Here is a 16238-nt window from a genome sequence, read left to right on the forward strand (position 1 = left end):
AATAAAGTAAGCACTTTCATGATGGAAAGGATGTACATTCCCATGGCATCACCCTATGTTACATTTAATCGCGGGCAGTGGAGTGCTCTGCGGGCTTCCACGCCGTTGACCATATCTGATAACGAGCTTTCCCTTTTGCAGGGCTTAAACGAGAAAATGTCCATGACCGAAGTCTCCGACATTTACCTTCCGTTGTCCCGTCTGCTGAATTTGTATGTCGGGGGCACGCAGGAGCTGTACCAGGCGACTCACACTTTTTTAGGGAACCAGGATGGCAAGGTTCCATTCATTATCGGTATCGCAGGCAGTGTGGCTGTAGGCAAAAGCACAACGGCTCGCATTTTGCAGACGCTGTTGTCCCGCTGGCCGAATCATCCGAAGGTGGATTTGGTAACGACCGACGGGTTCCTGTATCCGAACAAGGTCCTAGAAGACAGAGGAATCATGAAGCGCAAGGGATTCCCGGAGAGTTATGACTTGCGCCGCTTTATCAATTTTTTATCCGATGTAAAATCGGGTTTGCCTGAAGTGAAAGCACCAGTTTATTCCCACCTTGTATATGACATCGTGCCAGATGAATGGCAGACCGTCAGACAGCCTGACATTTTGATTGTTGAAGGCTTGAATGTGCTGCAACCGCCTAGAGGTGACGAAAACGATACTCGTATTTCCGAGGTCATTGTTTCGGATTTCTTTGACTTCACGATCTACGTACACGCGGAAGAGAAGCACATCCTGCAATGGTATGTAGAGCGGTTCAAGCTGCTGCGTCAGACTGCGTTCTCCGATCCATCCTCGTATTTCAAGCGTTACGCGAGTTTGTCTGATGAGGAGGCGACTAAGGTGGCCACCGGTATTTGGACGGAGATAAATGGAGCTAACCTGCGTCAAAACATTTTGCCGACGCGTGTTCGCGCTCAATTGATTTTGGACAAGGGGCAGGATCATAGGGTACAAAGCGTGAAGCTGCGCAAGCTGTAAATAAAAAGGTGGAGGACGGTTGTCATGAAAGTGATTAGCGCCTGTTTGATCGGCTGTGAATGCCGTTACGATCAGAAGTCATGCTTGAACCAAGAGCTGGAGCAATTGCTCCGGGAAGGAAAGGCCATTCCCGTCTGTCCTGAACAGCTGGGAGGCTTGCCAACACCACGACCGCCAGCCGAAATCATCGGGGGTACGGGAGATGATGTTCTGGATGGCAAAGCACGCATCATAGACGACACTGGCCGAGACGTTACCGAGGAATTTTTGATGGGGGCGAACCAAGCACTGAAGCTGGCGAAAACGGTTGGAGCCACATCTGCTATCTTAAAAGAAAACAGCCCGTCCTGTGGGAGCTCCTTCGTTTACGATGGCAGCTTTTCCGGGAAAAAAGTGCCGGGTGTCGGGCTGACGGCAGCGCTGTTTCGCAGAAACGGGATTGAGGTAACATCTGAGGTGAAAACATCTAATGAATAACAAAGGGGGGCGCGATGAATAGCGTCCCCCTTTACAATCTGCTCATATAATAAGCGGTCTCTTCAAGCAACTCCTGTATTTTGAACCAAGAACGCCAAAGAGAAAAACTGAAGAAGACACATGCAACAAATGCTAACGCAGGAAGGCTATGATCGCGAATAACATTTCGCAGTATAAACCAAACGGACAGTATGTACGACAAGATTAGGAAATAAAAGATGACATTGCGCTCTTCTCGAATGAGCAGATCGATTTTATCCTCCAGTAATGAAAACTCCAGTTGGTTGTCTTTGTGCATTTGTTGGCGATCCACTCGAGCGTCTGGGGTTGCAAAGCTGTACAGCTCTATTTCTTCCCTGTTTGGTTCCTTGATAAATTCCACTTGAAACATTACACCTGTAAAAATCGATCGTTTCATGTACAGATTGTCGGTATAGAGGCGATTTTGATTTTCCCATACTTGCAAGATAATAAACGAAGCAATGAATAGTGTGAAGACAATCATCAATTTCCAGTACGGTATCGGTACTATCTTTTTTCGAAAAGAACGATCTAGCTCCATACGATCAAATCCTTTGAAATATTTTCCATATAATACCACAAAAAAGACCCTTCACGAAGCATAATGCCTGATAGAAGGGTCTTCCTACTTTTTACAACTCCTTCAACAACCTCTCCAGCTTCTTCTGCTGTTCTTTCCGCTTCTTTTTCGCAATCCGGTCTTCTTCTTGCAATGCCATGACAAGGGAGAAGCACATCAAGACCATGATGACGGTAAAAGGCAGTGCTGCCACTATGGAGGCTGTCTGTAGGCCTTCCAAGCCGCCGCTTAACAACAGAACAATCGCGATAGCGGATTGGAGGACGCCCCAGGTGATTTTTACCCGATTCGACGGGTCCAGGTTGCCATCAGAAGACAGCATGCCGAGCACGAAAATAGCGGAATCCGCTGATGTAATAAAAAAGGTAATGATTAACAGAATCGCAACGACAGCGAGAATGTACCCCATAGGCAACTGCTCCAGGGCGAGGAACAACGCAGTCGATATGTCACTTTGTACCGCCGCCCCTATAGGCGCTTGATCAAAAATTTCAAGATGAAGAGCAGTTCCGCCAAAAACCGAAAACCAAATAAAGCTCAACAAACTCGGAACCAGCATCACGCAAATGACGAATTCCTTGATCGTGCGACCTTTGGAGACGCGTGCGATAAACATGCCGACGAACGGCGCCCAGGCAATCCACCACGACCAGTAAAACAGCGTCCAGTTGGCTACCCATGTCCCTTGTGTAAAAGGGGTCAGTCGCAAGCTCATCGAGATGAGATTGTTCAAATAACTGCCCAGCGTACTGGTGAAGGCGTCAAAAATAAATGAGGTTGGTCCCAGTACGAGCGTTAGCAGGAGGAGCAACAAAGCGAATACCAGATTCGTATTGCTCAAATACTTGATACCTCGATCCAGCCCTGTCGTAGCCGAGAGCAGAAATAGCACTGTAATTATGGAAATAATGACGATCTGCACGGTGGTACTGGACGGCAGTCCAAAGAGGTGAGACAAGCCCCCATTTATTTGCAGAGTTCCGAGGCCAAGTGAGGTTGCGACACCGAATGCCGTGGCGATGACAGCCAGAATATCGATCCCTTTTCCGAGCGGTCCGTGTATGCGTTCACCGAGCAGTGGGCCAAAGGTGGAGGAAATCAAGCCCTTCGCCCCTTTGCGAAATTGAAAATACGCGAGAGAGAGTGCGATGAGAGCGTAGATCCCCCAAGGATGCAGACCCCAGTGAAAAAACGCATAGCGCAGAGCAGTTTGTGCGGCTTCGGTCGTTTGTCCAGTCACACCTGCTGGCGGAGCGAAGTAATGAGAGACGGGCTCTGCCACTCCCCAAAAGACAAGACCGATCCCCATCCCAGCAGAAAACAGCATGGCAAACCACGTAGGCAGCGAGTATTCCGGCTCATCATCGTCGCTCCCCAAAGGGATTTGTCCGTATCTGCTAAAGGCAAGGAAGATGCAAAAGATCAGAAAACCGAAAGTCACGATTAAATAAAACCAGCCAAAATTCGTCGTGGTCACTTTCAGGACATGGGAAGCCGCAGAGGCGAACAGCTCAGGAGAAATCGCGCCGAACAGCACAATGACAAATACAATGACCAAGGATATCAGGAAAGTCATCTTTATCCTCCCGGGAATCTACAAGAAATGGTAATAGTTTATCATCCCGCGGGATTTCCAAGATTATTCCACTGGAGTTACGATGAAAACGTCTCGATAAACCGATTCGCTGCTTTGGATAGATGGCGTCCAGACTGCCAAACGACAGCAGCGGAAGAATAAATAGAAGTACCGGAGAGTCGAATCCCGCGAATTTGTTCGCTCTGATGAGTTTCCCATGCCGAGATGGGGACGATGGAGGAACCGACAGAGGAGGCGACCATGCTGACGATGAGCGAGATGTCCGGGCACTCACAGATGACATGCGGTTCCACGCCTAGACGGGAAAATTCCTTGATAATCAAGTCGTAGATGCCCAATCCTGGCGTGCTCGGCATGATGAGCGGGAGCTGGGCGATCTCGCGCATTTCGATTTCTTTGCGATCGGCATAAGGGGAGGTGGCAGGAACAATGAGCACAAAATCCTCTTCCTCCAACGGAATCATGGTGCAGTTGTTCAATGAGTGGGGGAGACGTACGATAGCGACTTCTATGGTTCTGCGCTCCAGCCACTGATTGAGGAGCTGCGTATCGCCTTTCCAAATTTTATACGTAATGAGCGGATATTTTTGCTGAAACACGCGAATTTGTTCTGGCAGACGATAGGCCGACAGTGCGCTGACACCGATGGAAAGCGTCCCACGAATGCCTTCGCCTGTCTCTTTGACCTCGGAAAGGGCTTCCTCCATTTGATGAACGATATTGAGGGCCTGTTTGTAGAGAGTGACGCCTGCTTCTGTCAGAATCATTTGTTTGCCTGAGCGCTCAACAAGCAAGGTTCCGAGTTCCTCCTCCATTTGTTTCAGTTGCTGGCTCAAAGGCGGCTGGGCCATGTTCAGCCTTTTAGCCGCTCCCGTTATCTGACCTTCTTCCGCTATGGCGATAAAATAACGCAGTTGCCGAATGTCCACACACAATGCCTTCTTTCCTTACGAGAATGGTTCCATATGAAAACGATATGAAAATTAGATTTTATGGATATTTTTCATATTGATGAAGCTATGATAGCATGTTTCCTGTGAATCTTCACTTCATGGAAAAGACATAAAGGAAAGAAGGGAAATCCGTGCGTTCGTGGATGGAAAAGCTATTTCACTTGCGCGCTTACGACACGACGTTTCAAAGGGAACTCATCGCCGGATTTATCGGCTTTGTCACCATTGTCTACATTGTTGCCGTAAACGCTTCGATTTTAAATGATGCTGGAATACCGATGGAAGCAGGCATTCTGGCGACTGTATTGACGGCATTTATCGGGTCACTTCTTATGGCCTTTTGGGCAAATGCACCTATTATTCTGGTTCCCGGCATGGGGATCAACGCCCTGTTTACGTTCACGTTATGTAAATCGATGGGCCTCACTTGGCAAGAAGCATTGGCAGCTGTTTTTGTTTCGGGTCTGATCTTTAGTGTCATTGCCTTTACCAAGGCCGCGAAAATATTGTCCAGTGCGATACCCGCTTCGCTAAAAGAAGCGATTACCGTAGGGATCGGGCTGTTCTTGACCTTCATCGGTCTGCAAAAAGGCGGGCTGATCGTCATGAATCCGTCTACATTTGTCGCGCTGGGTGACGTGTCCAGCCCGCATGTGATCGTCACGCTGATAACTTTGATTGTTACGTTGATTTTGTTTGTTCGCAATGTACCGGGCAACTTCTTGATCGGTATTGCGGTTGGTACAGGACTTGGCTTTTTGTTCGGGATTATCGAGCCAGGAGGAGGAGGCTCGTTTTCGTTCACGGATTACGGAAGCGTATTTGCGGGTCTTTCCTTTTCAGCCATTTGGGCGTTGCCATTTTGGATCGCGACCTTCTCATTGGCGATGGTCATCGTCTTTGAAAATATCGGCTTGATTCATGGGCATACCTCGATGCTTGGGCAGCCGGAGAAGTTTGGCCGGTCGCTGCAAGCGAATGCATTGTCGGCTGCCATCTCTGGCATTCTGGGAACCAGTCCGACGGTTTCGACGGTAGAGACAGCCGCAGGAATCGCAGCGGGAGGACGGACGGGACTGACCGCACTTGTAACAGGTACCTTGTTCCTGCTCTCGCTCGGTTTGCTTCCTGTCATCAAAATGATTCCAGATGGAGCCATTGCTCCGGTGCTCATCATCATTGGCGCACTGATGCTGCAAAATGTACAGAATATCAATCTGAAGGACTTCTCGGAAGGCTTCCCTGCCTTTTTGATCATCGCGATTATCCCGTTGTCCTACAGCATTGTAGATGGAATTGCGTTTGGATTCGTGGCGTATCCGCTCTTGAAGCTCGCATTGGGCAAACGCCGTGAAGTGCCTGCGCTCATGTATGTCATCGCGGGATTGTTCTTGCTGAATCTCATGCTGCCGATCTTCGCATAAAAGAGAAGGTTTCCCTCGACTTGTGTCCGGGGGTTTTTTTGTTCTGTTCTCCCGTGCGATTTGCCTCGTAAAACCATCTTAAAAACAATGAAAAAGTCCCTTTGCCAATGAGAGAGGCAAAGGGATTATTCACGGAGAGATGCGCATTGATTATCGTTTTACCAGCGTAAACGCTTGTTTTACTTGGTCCAGAGACATCATCAGAGGGATGAATTTCTTCCCTTCTTTGCTTGCTGGATCAAATACTGTGTCTTGTGGCAAGCTTGCTACATAAACCGTGTTGGTTGCTTGGTTACGTGCAATTTCGACGCCGACTGGTGGCTCGTCCGGGTTGTTCAGTTTTTTCCAGTCATTCAGGTCAAACGCGGTGATAACTACAACAGGTGTACGATCTTCCGCTTTGTCAGCATTGAAGATGAAGCGGGTTACACTCTTTGCTTCTGGCAAGTATTCGTCTGCATTTGGGCCTGTTTTTTCCTCAACAAGGATGTTGCCATTCCAAGATTTTGGACCTTTAAAAGTAAAGGCTGCGTCTTGGCTTTTGAAAGTATCATGATAGACTTCGAGTGGTTTTACAGCTGGTTCGAAGTTGGCACTCATCAATTCCCATTTGGTTTGGTTCCACTTCCATTTGGATTTGAGGTAGCCGCGAACATCTGCATTGTAATCACCAGTCAGGCGCTCTGTGCCTTCCAGTACGTAGAGGCCATTTTTGTTTAGGTCGATCGGTTTCAGTTCGACGAAGTCCGCTCCGACTACGCCTGCTTTGTTTTTATCGAGACCTGGCAGGCTGAGTTCTTTCGCTTTTCCATCTTTCACGGTGTAGATGTGATTGGTTGTGTAGCCGCCGCTTCCGCCAGTGCTTGCAGTAACCATGATCTCGCCTTTTTTATCGTAAGTGAAATCTTGAACGGACAGCTTCGGCTCGTAGCCGTTGTCCTTCACGTCGATGTTAAAAGATTTCTTCGTTTTGCCATCTGTTACTTTGATGGTGAGGTCCTTCACGTATGGGCTGTTTTTCTCTTTTTTCCCGTACAGAACCACTGTGTCTGCGGTTTTGTCACCCGTTACGTCTGCTGTTTTTTTCGTAATCTCTTGCAAGCCTTTTGTTGTAGCAGTTGTGTTGCTTGCATCTGCTGTGATTGCATACCCTCCAGTGAAAAGTACGGAAGTTAGTACTGTTCCTGTTACGAGTTTGTTCAAGTGTTTCAAGTGTTTCATGTGGTGAATCTCCTCCCCAGTCTTGCTGACTGATCATGATGTAAATGTGTAGTCTGCTGCATCTTGGCTTGTCCTTGCTACACGTTCATTATGTACGATAGGGTGGCTGCATTGGTTACAGACTATCGACATAAATCCTACAAATCGGTAACAGGTAAAAGTTAGGGGGCTAGGAGGTTGCTCGCTTCTTTTAGCAGTGCCTCGCTGCTTTGCTCCAACAGCATGGGATAGAGACGTGTTTTGTCTGGAGCTAACGCGAGGAGCTGATCATATACCGCAGCGGAGGCATAGAGCAAGTCAGAATCGTGGATAATCTGCTGCAAGGAGCGTTCATCAGCGAATCCTGCGGTCATGTGTTGAATCTGTTCGATACCTGCCTCTTGTACCCGTCTCGCCATCCATTCCCCGCCTTTTTTTCCGAGACAAACAAACCCAACTGCACGGCCTGCCTCCAGGCGAGCGATCTCCAGAAGCGTGCTCGTCTGGGCACTTGCTCCAATGATGAGGACTGATTTGTGATAACGAGCAGCTAATTCTTTTACCTCCTCTGCATGATTGACGGTGGTGACGATTTGGTCGGCATCTTGTATAGCAGAGAGAACATCTGAATGGTTTTCAAGATAGGCAGCCTGAATGGGCTGACCAATGATCTCTTCTATTTTCCTACGATAAAAAGGATGGTCATGCTCGTGACATTCTACCAAGAGCCATCGGGCTTCTTTTTTGGACCGGGAAAGAAACAAGTGCCCGTAAGCAATGGAAGCAAGCATAAGCTCATCCAGCGAAAACGGAAGCTGCTGTGCTTCGGTCATGATGGTTTTGGCGTGATCATAAAGCGATTGCTGCCGCATGCGAAAGGCAGTAATCGCAGAATTGTCGGCGACAGAGGTGCCGCGACCCTTTTGCATATAGACGAGACCTTCATCCCGTAGCTGTGTGTATACAGCATTGATGGTGTTACGGTTGACATGCAGCTGATCCGCTAATTGGGCAGCAGGTGGGAGCATTTCGCCCGGTTGAAGGTGGCCGAGGCCAACGAGAAGCTTCAATTGTTCTTTGATTTGCACATGGATCGGGATTGGAAAGTCTGCATTTAGCCGCACAAGTGATTGAGTCATGGATATTCGCCTCACAGTTTGGTTTTGTATTTTATTTTACTAAATATCTAGGTAACTAGCTATTATTTGTGTTTTTGTAAGATAGCTTACAGAACAAGGAAGGGTCACTTGCTACGATGGGAGCAGGAGGTGGCTGTGATGAGTGATGGATGGAGCATAAAGGGATTTGTAGCCAAAATGAAGGGGAGAAGCAGAACGCCTTTGAAAATATCTGGCTCGGTTGCTTTGATTGGGGGCCTTGGCGGATTAGTGACGATAGGGGTGCTGGGCATGCTGACGGAATTCACCACCGCTGTCTGGTTGATGGCTTCATTTGGAGCAAGCTGTGTGCTTGCTTTCGTGGCTTGGGATTCGCCGTTATCTCAGCCGCGCAATATCGTCGGGGGTCATTTTTTTACCAGCTTGGTTGGCGTGCTGCTTTATCAAATAGGCGGATCGCAGCTGTGGGTCGTAGCAGTTAGTGTCGGTCTTGCGATTGTCGCCATGCATGTGACGAAAACGACCCATCCTCCTGCGGGTGCCAATCCGATCGTCATTGTCATGGACGGCAAGGGGTGGGAGTTTTTATTGTCTCCGGTACTTATAGGTGCAGTAGTGGTTGTGCTGATTGCGCTATTCGTCAATAACATGCATAAGAAGCGTGCTTATCCTGTGTTTTGGGTATAGCAATATCACAGTAAACAATGGCCGCCTTTTATTAGGGGGTCATTTTTTCATGGAGAAAGAAGAGGGGAGGTGATTGACAAATGGGATAAAATACATAAAAGTGTAGGTAACTAGGTATATAGTGTGGAGAGGATGTATCATGAGTGAGCAAATCGTTCTAGCCAAGAAAACGGTGTTTCAGACACCGACGAACACTCGAATGGGCATTTTTTTCATTCAAAAGGGACTTCTGCGTCTCTCTAGGTTAAACGAGGATGGAAAATCCTTTACCGTGGGATTGCTGGGACCCGGAGCTGTTTTTGGCGAGATTGGGGAAATGGTGCTAGGGTCACGTGCTGTGTACATTGAAGCGATGCAAAAAACGACCCTTACTCATTGGAGTGCGACTCGGATGGAAGAAATGCTGCAAGCATGTCCACCACGCTTGAAAGAAATGATGTATCAGTTGTCAAAACGATTGGGCGAACAAGAGGAGCGAATGGAAAAGCTGGCCTTGGAATCGGTCAGGGATCGCGTGTTGCATCTGTTGGTTCAGTTATGTCAGCGGTTCGGAAAAGCAGAAGGGCCGTTTTGGAAATTGACCGTATCTCTCTCCCACCAGGAGATTGCCAACATGGTAGGGGCGACCAGAGAAACTGTTTCATTAGCATTAGCCAGTTTGGTCGATGAGGGAATGGTGTTGGTGTCCCGCATGTCGATTGCGGTACATGCCTCGAGAATGGTTGATAAAAAAAGAGAATGCAAGTAAAATGATTGAATGCTCAAAACGGGCCGCGGTTCGTAAACTCCCGCGTTATCAAAACTAGGAGGAAATCATATGTTTAATTTTTGGATCGGAGTGCTGTTTGCTCTGGTGAACTTCGGGCTGTTCCTGCTTTGCTACCGATTGTTCGGCAGAATGGGACTGTACGCGTGGATCGGGATGGCAACCGTGCTGGCCAACATCCAAGTGGTCAAAACGATCGAAATGTTCGGCTTGGTCATGACGCTCGGCAATACGATTTATGCTTCTATTTATTTGGTAAGCGATCTATTGAACGAGAAGTATGGGGAAAGAGAAGCGAAAAAAGCCGTATGGTTCGGCTTCTTTACCTTAATTGCGGCAACGATCATCATGCAGCTCGTGCTGGTGTTTGAACCACAGGAAACAGATATTGCCCAAGGTTCCTTAGAGACGATTTTTGGCTTGATGCCAAGAGTTGCATTGGGTAGCTTGTGTGCGTATTTTGTCAGCCAGTTTGTCGACGTGAAAATTTATTCGTGGTTGAAGAAAAAATGTCCGGGCCCAAATCAGCTCTGGATTCGCAATAATGGAAGCACGCTCTTTAGTCAGTTGCTTGACTCGGTTACCTTTTGTACGATTGCCTTTTTGGGAGAATTCCCGATGGATGTTTGGTGGCAAATCCTGTTGACCACCTACCTGATCAAGTTTGTCGTATCGGCAGTTTCGACGCCGGCTCTTTATATCGCACGTAGTATGAAAGTGGACGAAAGCTAATTGACAAAAACACGGAAAAACCGCCAAGGACGATGAAACTTGGCGGTTTTTGTTTTTCCATGTTTAGAAGGATTATACAAACTTTACATCAAATTTACATAAGATTCAGGTTATACGTTTACCATCTTATAGTAATTACTTCCGAATGATGTGAGGAGGAATGATGCGAGAATGTTGAAAAAAAGAGGGATTACTTCCAGATGGCCGAAGTTGGCGTTAATAGCCGCGGTCATGATGGGAACTGTTTTACCGACCGGGTGGATACCACAGGCAAAAGCCGAGCGGGCTGATCATGTGGTGATCAGTGAGGCGTATGGGGGTGGGGGGAATTCAGGTGCCCATTACAAGAATGACTTCATTGAATTGTATAACCCGACAGACACGGCTGTTTCGCTAGTAGGGTGGTCAGTTCAGTATGCTTCTGCTACGGGTGAGAAATGGCAGGCAACTAATTTGACTGGAAGCATTGCCCCCTATGGATTTTATTTGATTCAGCAAGCGGCAGGACAAGGTGGAGGGACAGAACTCTCTTTTCCTGATGATACTGGAAAGACTGATTTGTCAGGTACGAAAGGGAAAGTCGCTCTCGTCAGCCATACAACACCTTTAACTGGAACAGATGTATCCTCACAAGCAGGTGTTGCTGATATGGTTGGATTTGGTGATGCCAATTCATCTGAGGGCAACTCACCAGCACCAGCTCCCTCGAATACGACCAGTGCCCAACGCATTAGCGACGCCAGCGGCATTGTGCCGAACGGAGGAAATGGCTGGGATACCAATAACAACGGCAACGATTTTATCATAGGGGCACCTACCCCGAAAAACACGCAAAGCCCGGTAGAACCGCCGCTACCAACAGATGTGACCGAAAAGCCGAATGCCACAGAACTCATTTTTGATCATACGGATCCTATCCAAGCAACAATTCGCGGCTATGCCGGTCAAGGGCGGACTATTAAGGTTTATGCGAGTCAGCCTACCGGAACAGGTAACGACACTCCTTTGGCACAGCAAGATTCGGATGCTTCGGGACTGATCGACCTGACTTTTACCAATCCCGATCCAAATGCACAGGGAGTCTATCTCACGGCAACGGAAGGCAGCAAGAAGGAAAGCGCGAGCATTGAGCTGAGGCCAGCGGTAGCAAGCCCAGCTATGATCCAGGATAAAGTCAGCCTGCAAGCATTGAACGGTGTGGGCGAGCTGCGTGGAGAAGCAGGTGCGGCAGCAGGGAATGCGATACTGCGTGCATACGATCCACAAAAACAACCGCTAATGCTTAGTAACAAAGAAACTGGAACGGCACAGGCAAATGGGTCATTTTCCTTTACGATTCCAAACATCGACCAGTTGGATCATATCCTCGTAACGCAGCAAACAGTTGGGGAATATGGCAAGTCGTTTGAGAGCCCGGAAGTTAGCGTCACCAAGTCAGCCGTAGGTTCGACGACGATTGCTGAAGCAAGAAAAACCCCGGTTGGGACGAACGTGATTGTCGTCGGAACGGTGACCGCGATGTTTGAAGCGGGCGGACAAAACAACGTGTACTTCCAAGATGAGACGGCAGGACTCGTACTTCGTGCGCCAGGGCTGACTGGCAAAATTGAGGTAGGAGACAAGATCCGAGCTACCGGAAAAATGAATGATTATTATGGACTTGCTCAACTCGAAGCGCTCACCAATAACGTGGAAATCGTGCAAAAGCAAGCAGGTGTGCCTAACCCGCAAGTTGTGACTTCCACTGATTTTGCAACTGCTACAGGAGAGGCATTGGAAGGCAAACTGGTAACCGTGAAGGTGGTTACTGTCAAATCAGTATCAAGCGGCAACTATACGCTGGAGGATCAGCACGGCACGTTTGTGTCTCGACCGGATGCCTCTCTTCTGCTACCAGTGAACAAGAGCTATGCAGCTATTACAGGCGTGGTGAACTATGACCGCAATGTATACAAGCTGGTGTCGCGCACTGTTGCCGATCTCGTCGAGGACGAGAATAAAGTCCCGATGGTTACAGCGAGCCCAGCTGGTCCTATGGTGACAAAAGGAACAAATGTCACGCTCACAACGACGATGGCTGACGCTACGATCTTCTATACGGTAGATGGTTCAACGCCCGGCAGAGGAAGCATCAAGTATACGGGACCGATCCAGATTGATACGGATACGACGCTTTCAGCCATAGCCGTCAAGGATGGTTACACAGACAGCAATATAGCGACCTTCCGCTATGTGATTCAAAAAGATAACATTCGTATCCATGACATTCAAGGAACCTCGCACCGCTCACCGATGACGGATGGAACGGTGACCAATATTCCAGGAATCGTCACGGCCATCGTCAAAAGCGGCAGCAATGTACAAGGCTTTTATATGCAAGACCCGCAACCGGACGCAGACCCATTTACCTCTGAAGGCATTTACGTTTACGAGCCAAAAGCAGCGGTCGCCCCTGGCGATGAAGTAACCGTTAGTGGTACCGTCAAGGAATATGTACCATCGAACAGGGCGGGTACAGACCTCACTCAAACGCAAATTGATGCAACCTCGTACGCCGTTGTAAATCCAGCAAAGGGACTCCCAGACCCACTCATCTTGGGCAAAGACAACTACGAATATCCGAAAGGAATTATCGACAACGACAGTCTCGGCAAATTCGATCCAGACCAGGACGGCATCGACTTCTGGGAAAGCCTCGAAGGCATGCTGGTACAAATCGAAAATCCAATCGTGGTTGGCGAAACCAAGACGTTTACCAATCCACGCGCAACGGAATTTGTCGTCATCGATGATCGAGCCCATCCGAATCAGCCACGTACGCCAGCCGGCGGAGTGGTGCTGGAAGCCAATGATTTTCACCCTGAGCGCATCACGGTATCGGACAAACTCGAATCGATTACCGGAGAAGTAAAAGTCGGCGACAAATTTGACGGCCCGCTGGTAGGTATTATTGATTACAGCTTTGCGAACTACAAGCTGTTCCATACACGAGCGTTTACGGTACAGCCAAGCCATTATGAGCAGCCAGTGACAAGTATTTCCCCAAAAGAAGACAAGCTGACAATCGCTTCGTACAACATCGAGAATTTCTCGGCAAAAACCGATTCTGCCAAAATCAATCGCATCGCCGAGACGATTGTAGACAATATGAAAGCGCCGGATATCATCGGAGTGGTGGAAATGCAGGACGATAATGGCCCGACGGACAATGGGCAAACAGATGCTACGCAGTCTGCGGACGCATTGATCAAAGCAATAGCAAACAAAAACGGACCGACTTACCGATACATCGATATTGCGCCACAGAACAATCAGGATGGTGGACAGCCAGGAGGAAACATCCGTGTCGGCTTCTTCTACAACCAAGAACGGGTACAGCTGGCAGCAGGAACGCCAGGTGGTGCGACTGATGCGGTGCAAATCGAGACACGAGATGGTATAGCGCATTTGTCACACAATCCAGGACGGGTAGATCCGACCAACGCGGCGTTTGCTTCGAGCCGTAAGCCACTGGCAGCGGAATTCATTTTCCAGGGCGAGCCAGTCATTGTCATCGCCAACCATTTCAACTCCAAGGGCGGAGATCAAGCGCTGTTTGGAAAAGATCAGCCGCCACAGCTGGTGAGTGAAGTACAGCGAATGAAAATTGCCCGTGTGCTAAATAACTTTGTAAAAGAAATCCATGCAGCGGAAGCGAAAGCAAATGTTGTGGTGCTGGGCGATCTCAACGATTTCCCGTTTTCGAATCCGGTGCAGGAATTGGCAGATGGCGTTTTGACCAATATGGTCGAGAAACTGCCGAAGGGTGAGCAGTATACGTACGTGTACCAAGGGAACTCCCAAGTCTTGGATCAAATTTTGGTCAGCAACCACTTGGAGGATGACACAAAGGTTGACATCGTTCACATCAACGCTGGCTTGACCGAGAGCGAGGGACGTGTGAGTGATCATAATCCCGTCCTTGTCCAACTGGACTTGAAGGATCGTGGTACGCCGGAAAAAACAGCACAAGAAGTCGCGGAAAGCATTACGCAACTCACACAGCCCGCAGCGGGTGAGACCCGTTTGAAGCTGCCAGAAGTACCTACAGGCTTTACTATCACGATCAAGTCGTCTAGTGATCCAGCAGTCATTGCGCTGGATGGCAAAATCACGCCGCCATATCGCCAGACGAATGTAGACCTAGTTTTGGAGGTCACGCGAGCATCTGATCAATCTACAGCAGAAACGAAAGTATTGACCGTACAGGTTCCAGCCAAGCCGGATTCACCACCGCCAGTTACGCCGCCGGACAGAACACCGACACCAGACTCGCAGCGTGAGTTGAACAAGCAAGCAGCTCAAGTGATCTCCTCAAGTAACGGGGAGAACGCCATTTTGGGTCAGGTGGATCAAGTACTCAGCCATTTGGAAAAACTTCTGGATGCCAAGCAATGGACGCCGACGGAGAAATGGGAGACAGTCACGGATACGATCACGACTGTACTCGAGGCAGTAACCGAGCAGGCTGAGCGAGGAATTATCAGTGAAGAGACACTCCAAGATGTGACGAAGAGCTTTTTGGACAAAGCATTTGACCCGCTCACTGAAGATGGCATCGAGGATGAAGAGATTGCCCGCCTGGCACTTGCCTCTTTGACGAGTTTGGCGAAAACAGCGCTGGAGCCGCTCGATGAAAAGGATATTTCCAAAGAGGTAGCCAAGCATGTCCGAACATTGGCAGGAGAGCTCTTGAAAAAGCTTGGCACTGTCGTCATAGAAGATGGGGATGAAATCAAGGCAGATGACGAACAAGTAGATGAGCTTCTGGACGTACTCGGGGAATTCATGAAGGCAATCGAGTCCGTGAAAGAAAAGATCGGCTTTGCTCCTGTGCTGTTCGTTCAGGTGAAAGAAGGCGATGACGATGCGAGCGACACGCGTTCTCGCAAGGGAGAATCCGCTGATCCAACGGTGACCCTGGAACAACAGCTCGTTGAACAATTAAAGGAAAAAGAGGTAGGCATTCGCGTAACCTTGGACAGCGAAGCATGGGTTGAGGTGCCTGGCACATATTTTGCCGCTCAGCGTGCAAGAGAATTTGCCCTCGCTCTGACACAAGCAAACGGGAACGGGTGGAAAGGTGTGCCGAACCCTGGCGAAGCGTATCAATTGCAAGTGTGGGGCAACGGTAAAAAAGTGACAAATCTCGGCAAAACAGGCTTTACACTTGGTCTGCCAGTCGCCGAGGACGCAAGCGAAAAGCTCCAGGCGTATTCGTACCGTAGCAATATGTGGAGAGCAGCTACTGGACTCAAGGGTAAAGCGATCCAGGTGACGAAGGAAGACGATTTGGGTAGCTTTACAGTAACAACGGCGGCCACTTATGTCGTCGGAGAGAGTGCCCTGAAAAGGATCGAGATCGAGCCGAAATCTCTCAAGCTAGCCCAAGGAGAGGAAGCACAACTCAAGGTGAAGGCGATCCTCGGTAATGATGCAGAAGAGGACGTTACCGAAGCAGCGGGTATCGAGTTCACATCAAGCAAGCCCGAACAGGTAGAGGTGGATGAGTCTGGACGTATTCTTGTCTTGGATGATGCCAAACCAAGGACAAGAGTGACCATCACGATCAGCTACGCTGGCAAGACAGCGAAGGTAACTGTCACGGTTAAGAGCAATTGACGAAAAGAAAACGGGTCGGGAGAAAGCTTCCCAGCCCGTTT

12 protein-coding genes are annotated in these 16238 nt (G+C 48.8%); 7 read left to right on the forward strand and 5 right to left on the reverse strand.

Translation table 11 applies throughout. From position 1 onward, the window contains the following. Positions 1 to 42 precede the first annotated feature (42 nt). Both coaA and HP567_RS09485 read left to right on the forward strand, forming a co-directional pair. Positions 43 to 981, forward strand: coding sequence for a type I pantothenate kinase (gene coaA, locus HP567_RS09480; protein WP_229087973.1), 939 nt, complete (start codon positions 43 to 45; stop codon positions 979 to 981). Positions 982 to 1005: 24 nt separating this feature from the next. Then, complete coding sequence (locus tag HP567_RS09485; RefSeq protein WP_173608933.1) at positions 1006 to 1458, forward strand: DUF523 domain-containing protein; 453 nt, start codon at positions 1006 to 1008, stop codon at positions 1456 to 1458. Between the two features lie 31 nt (positions 1459 to 1489). Here HP567_RS09485 and HP567_RS09490 read toward each other — a convergent pair whose 3' ends face one another. From HP567_RS09490 to HP567_RS09500, 3 genes are all read right to left on the reverse strand, one after another. Further along, a complete protein-coding gene (locus HP567_RS09490) occupies positions 1490 to 2020 on the reverse strand; it encodes a hypothetical protein (protein WP_173608932.1) in 531 nt (176 codons plus the stop codon). Positions 2021 to 2111: 91 nt separating this feature from the next. Further along, positions 2112 to 3635 carry a glycine betaine uptake BCCT transporter gene (locus tag HP567_RS09495; protein ID WP_173608931.1) on the reverse strand — a complete coding sequence of 508 codons (1524 nt, stop codon included), beginning with the start codon at positions 3633 to 3635 and terminating at the stop codon, positions 2112 to 2114. Between the two features lie 77 nt (positions 3636 to 3712). Beyond that, positions 3713 to 4585 (reverse strand): LysR family transcriptional regulator, encoded by an 873-nt coding sequence (locus HP567_RS09500; RefSeq protein WP_173608930.1) that lies wholly within the window; start codon positions 4583 to 4585, stop codon positions 3713 to 3715. Between the two features lie 155 nt (positions 4586 to 4740). Between HP567_RS09500 and HP567_RS09505 the strand changes: the two genes are divergently transcribed. Next, a complete protein-coding gene (locus HP567_RS09505) occupies positions 4741 to 6033 on the forward strand; it encodes an NCS2 family permease (protein WP_173608929.1) in 1293 nt (430 codons plus the stop codon). A 150-nt stretch (positions 6034 to 6183) separates the two neighbouring features. Here the strand turns inward: HP567_RS09505 and HP567_RS09510 are convergent, their stop codons facing one another. Together HP567_RS09510 and HP567_RS09515 are read right to left on the reverse strand one after the other, a co-directional pair. Further along, positions 6184 to 7254, reverse strand: a complete 1071-nt coding sequence (locus HP567_RS09510) for a hypothetical protein (RefSeq protein ID WP_173608928.1) — start codon at positions 7252 to 7254, stop codon at positions 6184 to 6186. A gap of 161 nt (positions 7255 to 7415) precedes the next feature. After that, positions 7416 to 8372, reverse strand: a complete 957-nt coding sequence (locus HP567_RS09515; protein ID WP_173608927.1) for a GntR family transcriptional regulator — start codon at positions 8370 to 8372, stop codon at positions 7416 to 7418. Positions 8373 to 8510: 138 nt separating this feature from the next. On the opposite strand from HP567_RS09515, the gene HP567_RS09520 reads away from it, so the two are divergent. The 4 genes from HP567_RS09520 to HP567_RS09535 all read left to right on the forward strand — a co-directional run bounded on the left by HP567_RS09520 (position 8511) and on the right by HP567_RS09535 (position 16197). Next, positions 8511 to 9038: an HPP family protein gene (locus HP567_RS09520; RefSeq protein ID WP_173608926.1), complete on the forward strand. Its 528-nt coding sequence runs from the start codon at positions 8511 to 8513 to the stop codon at positions 9036 to 9038. A gap of 139 nt (positions 9039 to 9177) precedes the next feature. Beyond that, a complete protein-coding gene (locus HP567_RS09525; RefSeq protein WP_173608925.1) occupies positions 9178 to 9786 on the forward strand; it encodes a Crp/Fnr family transcriptional regulator in 609 nt (202 codons plus the stop codon). 69 nt (positions 9787 to 9855) lie between these two features. Beyond that, the gene (locus HP567_RS09530; RefSeq protein ID WP_173608924.1) at positions 9856 to 10536 is read left to right on the forward strand and encodes a queuosine precursor transporter; all 681 of its coding nucleotides are present in this window, start codon (positions 9856 to 9858) and stop codon (positions 10534 to 10536) included. Positions 10537 to 10707: 171 nt separating this feature from the next. Beyond that, entirely contained in the window at positions 10708 to 16197 is a 5490-nt protein-coding gene (locus tag HP567_RS09535; RefSeq protein WP_173608923.1) for a chitobiase/beta-hexosaminidase C-terminal domain-containing protein, read from the forward strand. Positions 16198 to 16238 lie beyond the last annotated feature (41 nt).

The sequence above is a fragment of the Brevibacillus sp. M2.1A genome (assembly GCF_013284355.2).
GTDB lineage: Bacteria > Bacillota > Bacilli > Brevibacillales > Brevibacillaceae > Brevibacillus.

Bases quoted from the DNA above. Each gene is read 5' to 3' on its own strand.
- coaA (WP_229087973.1), top strand. From the start codon at position 43: ATGGCATCACCCTATGTTACATTTAATCGCGGGCAGTGGAGTGCTCTG.
- HP567_RS09485 (WP_173608933.1), top strand. From the start codon at position 1,006: ATGAAAGTGATTAGCGCCTGTTTGATCGGCTGTGAATGCCGTTACGAT.
- HP567_RS09490 (WP_173608932.1), bottom strand. From the start codon at position 2,020: ATGGAGCTAGATCGTTCTTTTCGAAAAAAGATAGTACCGATACCGTAC.
- HP567_RS09495 (WP_173608931.1), bottom strand. From the start codon at position 3,635: ATGACTTTCCTGATATCCTTGGTCATTGTATTTGTCATTGTGCTGTTC.
- HP567_RS09510 (WP_173608928.1), bottom strand. From the start codon at position 7,254: ATGAAACACTTGAAACACTTGAACAAACTCGTAACAGGAACAGTACTA.
- HP567_RS09515 (WP_173608927.1), bottom strand. From the start codon at position 8,372: ATGACTCAATCACTTGTGCGGCTAAATGCAGACTTTCCAATCCCGATC.
- HP567_RS09520 (WP_173608926.1), top strand. From the start codon at position 8,511: ATGAGTGATGGATGGAGCATAAAGGGATTTGTAGCCAAAATGAAGGGG.
- HP567_RS09525 (WP_173608925.1), top strand. From the start codon at position 9,178: ATGAGTGAGCAAATCGTTCTAGCCAAGAAAACGGTGTTTCAGACACCG.
- HP567_RS09530 (WP_173608924.1), top strand. From the start codon at position 9,856: ATGTTTAATTTTTGGATCGGAGTGCTGTTTGCTCTGGTGAACTTCGGG.
- HP567_RS09535 (WP_173608923.1), top strand. From the start codon at position 10,708: ATGTTGAAAAAAAGAGGGATTACTTCCAGATGGCCGAAGTTGGCGTTA.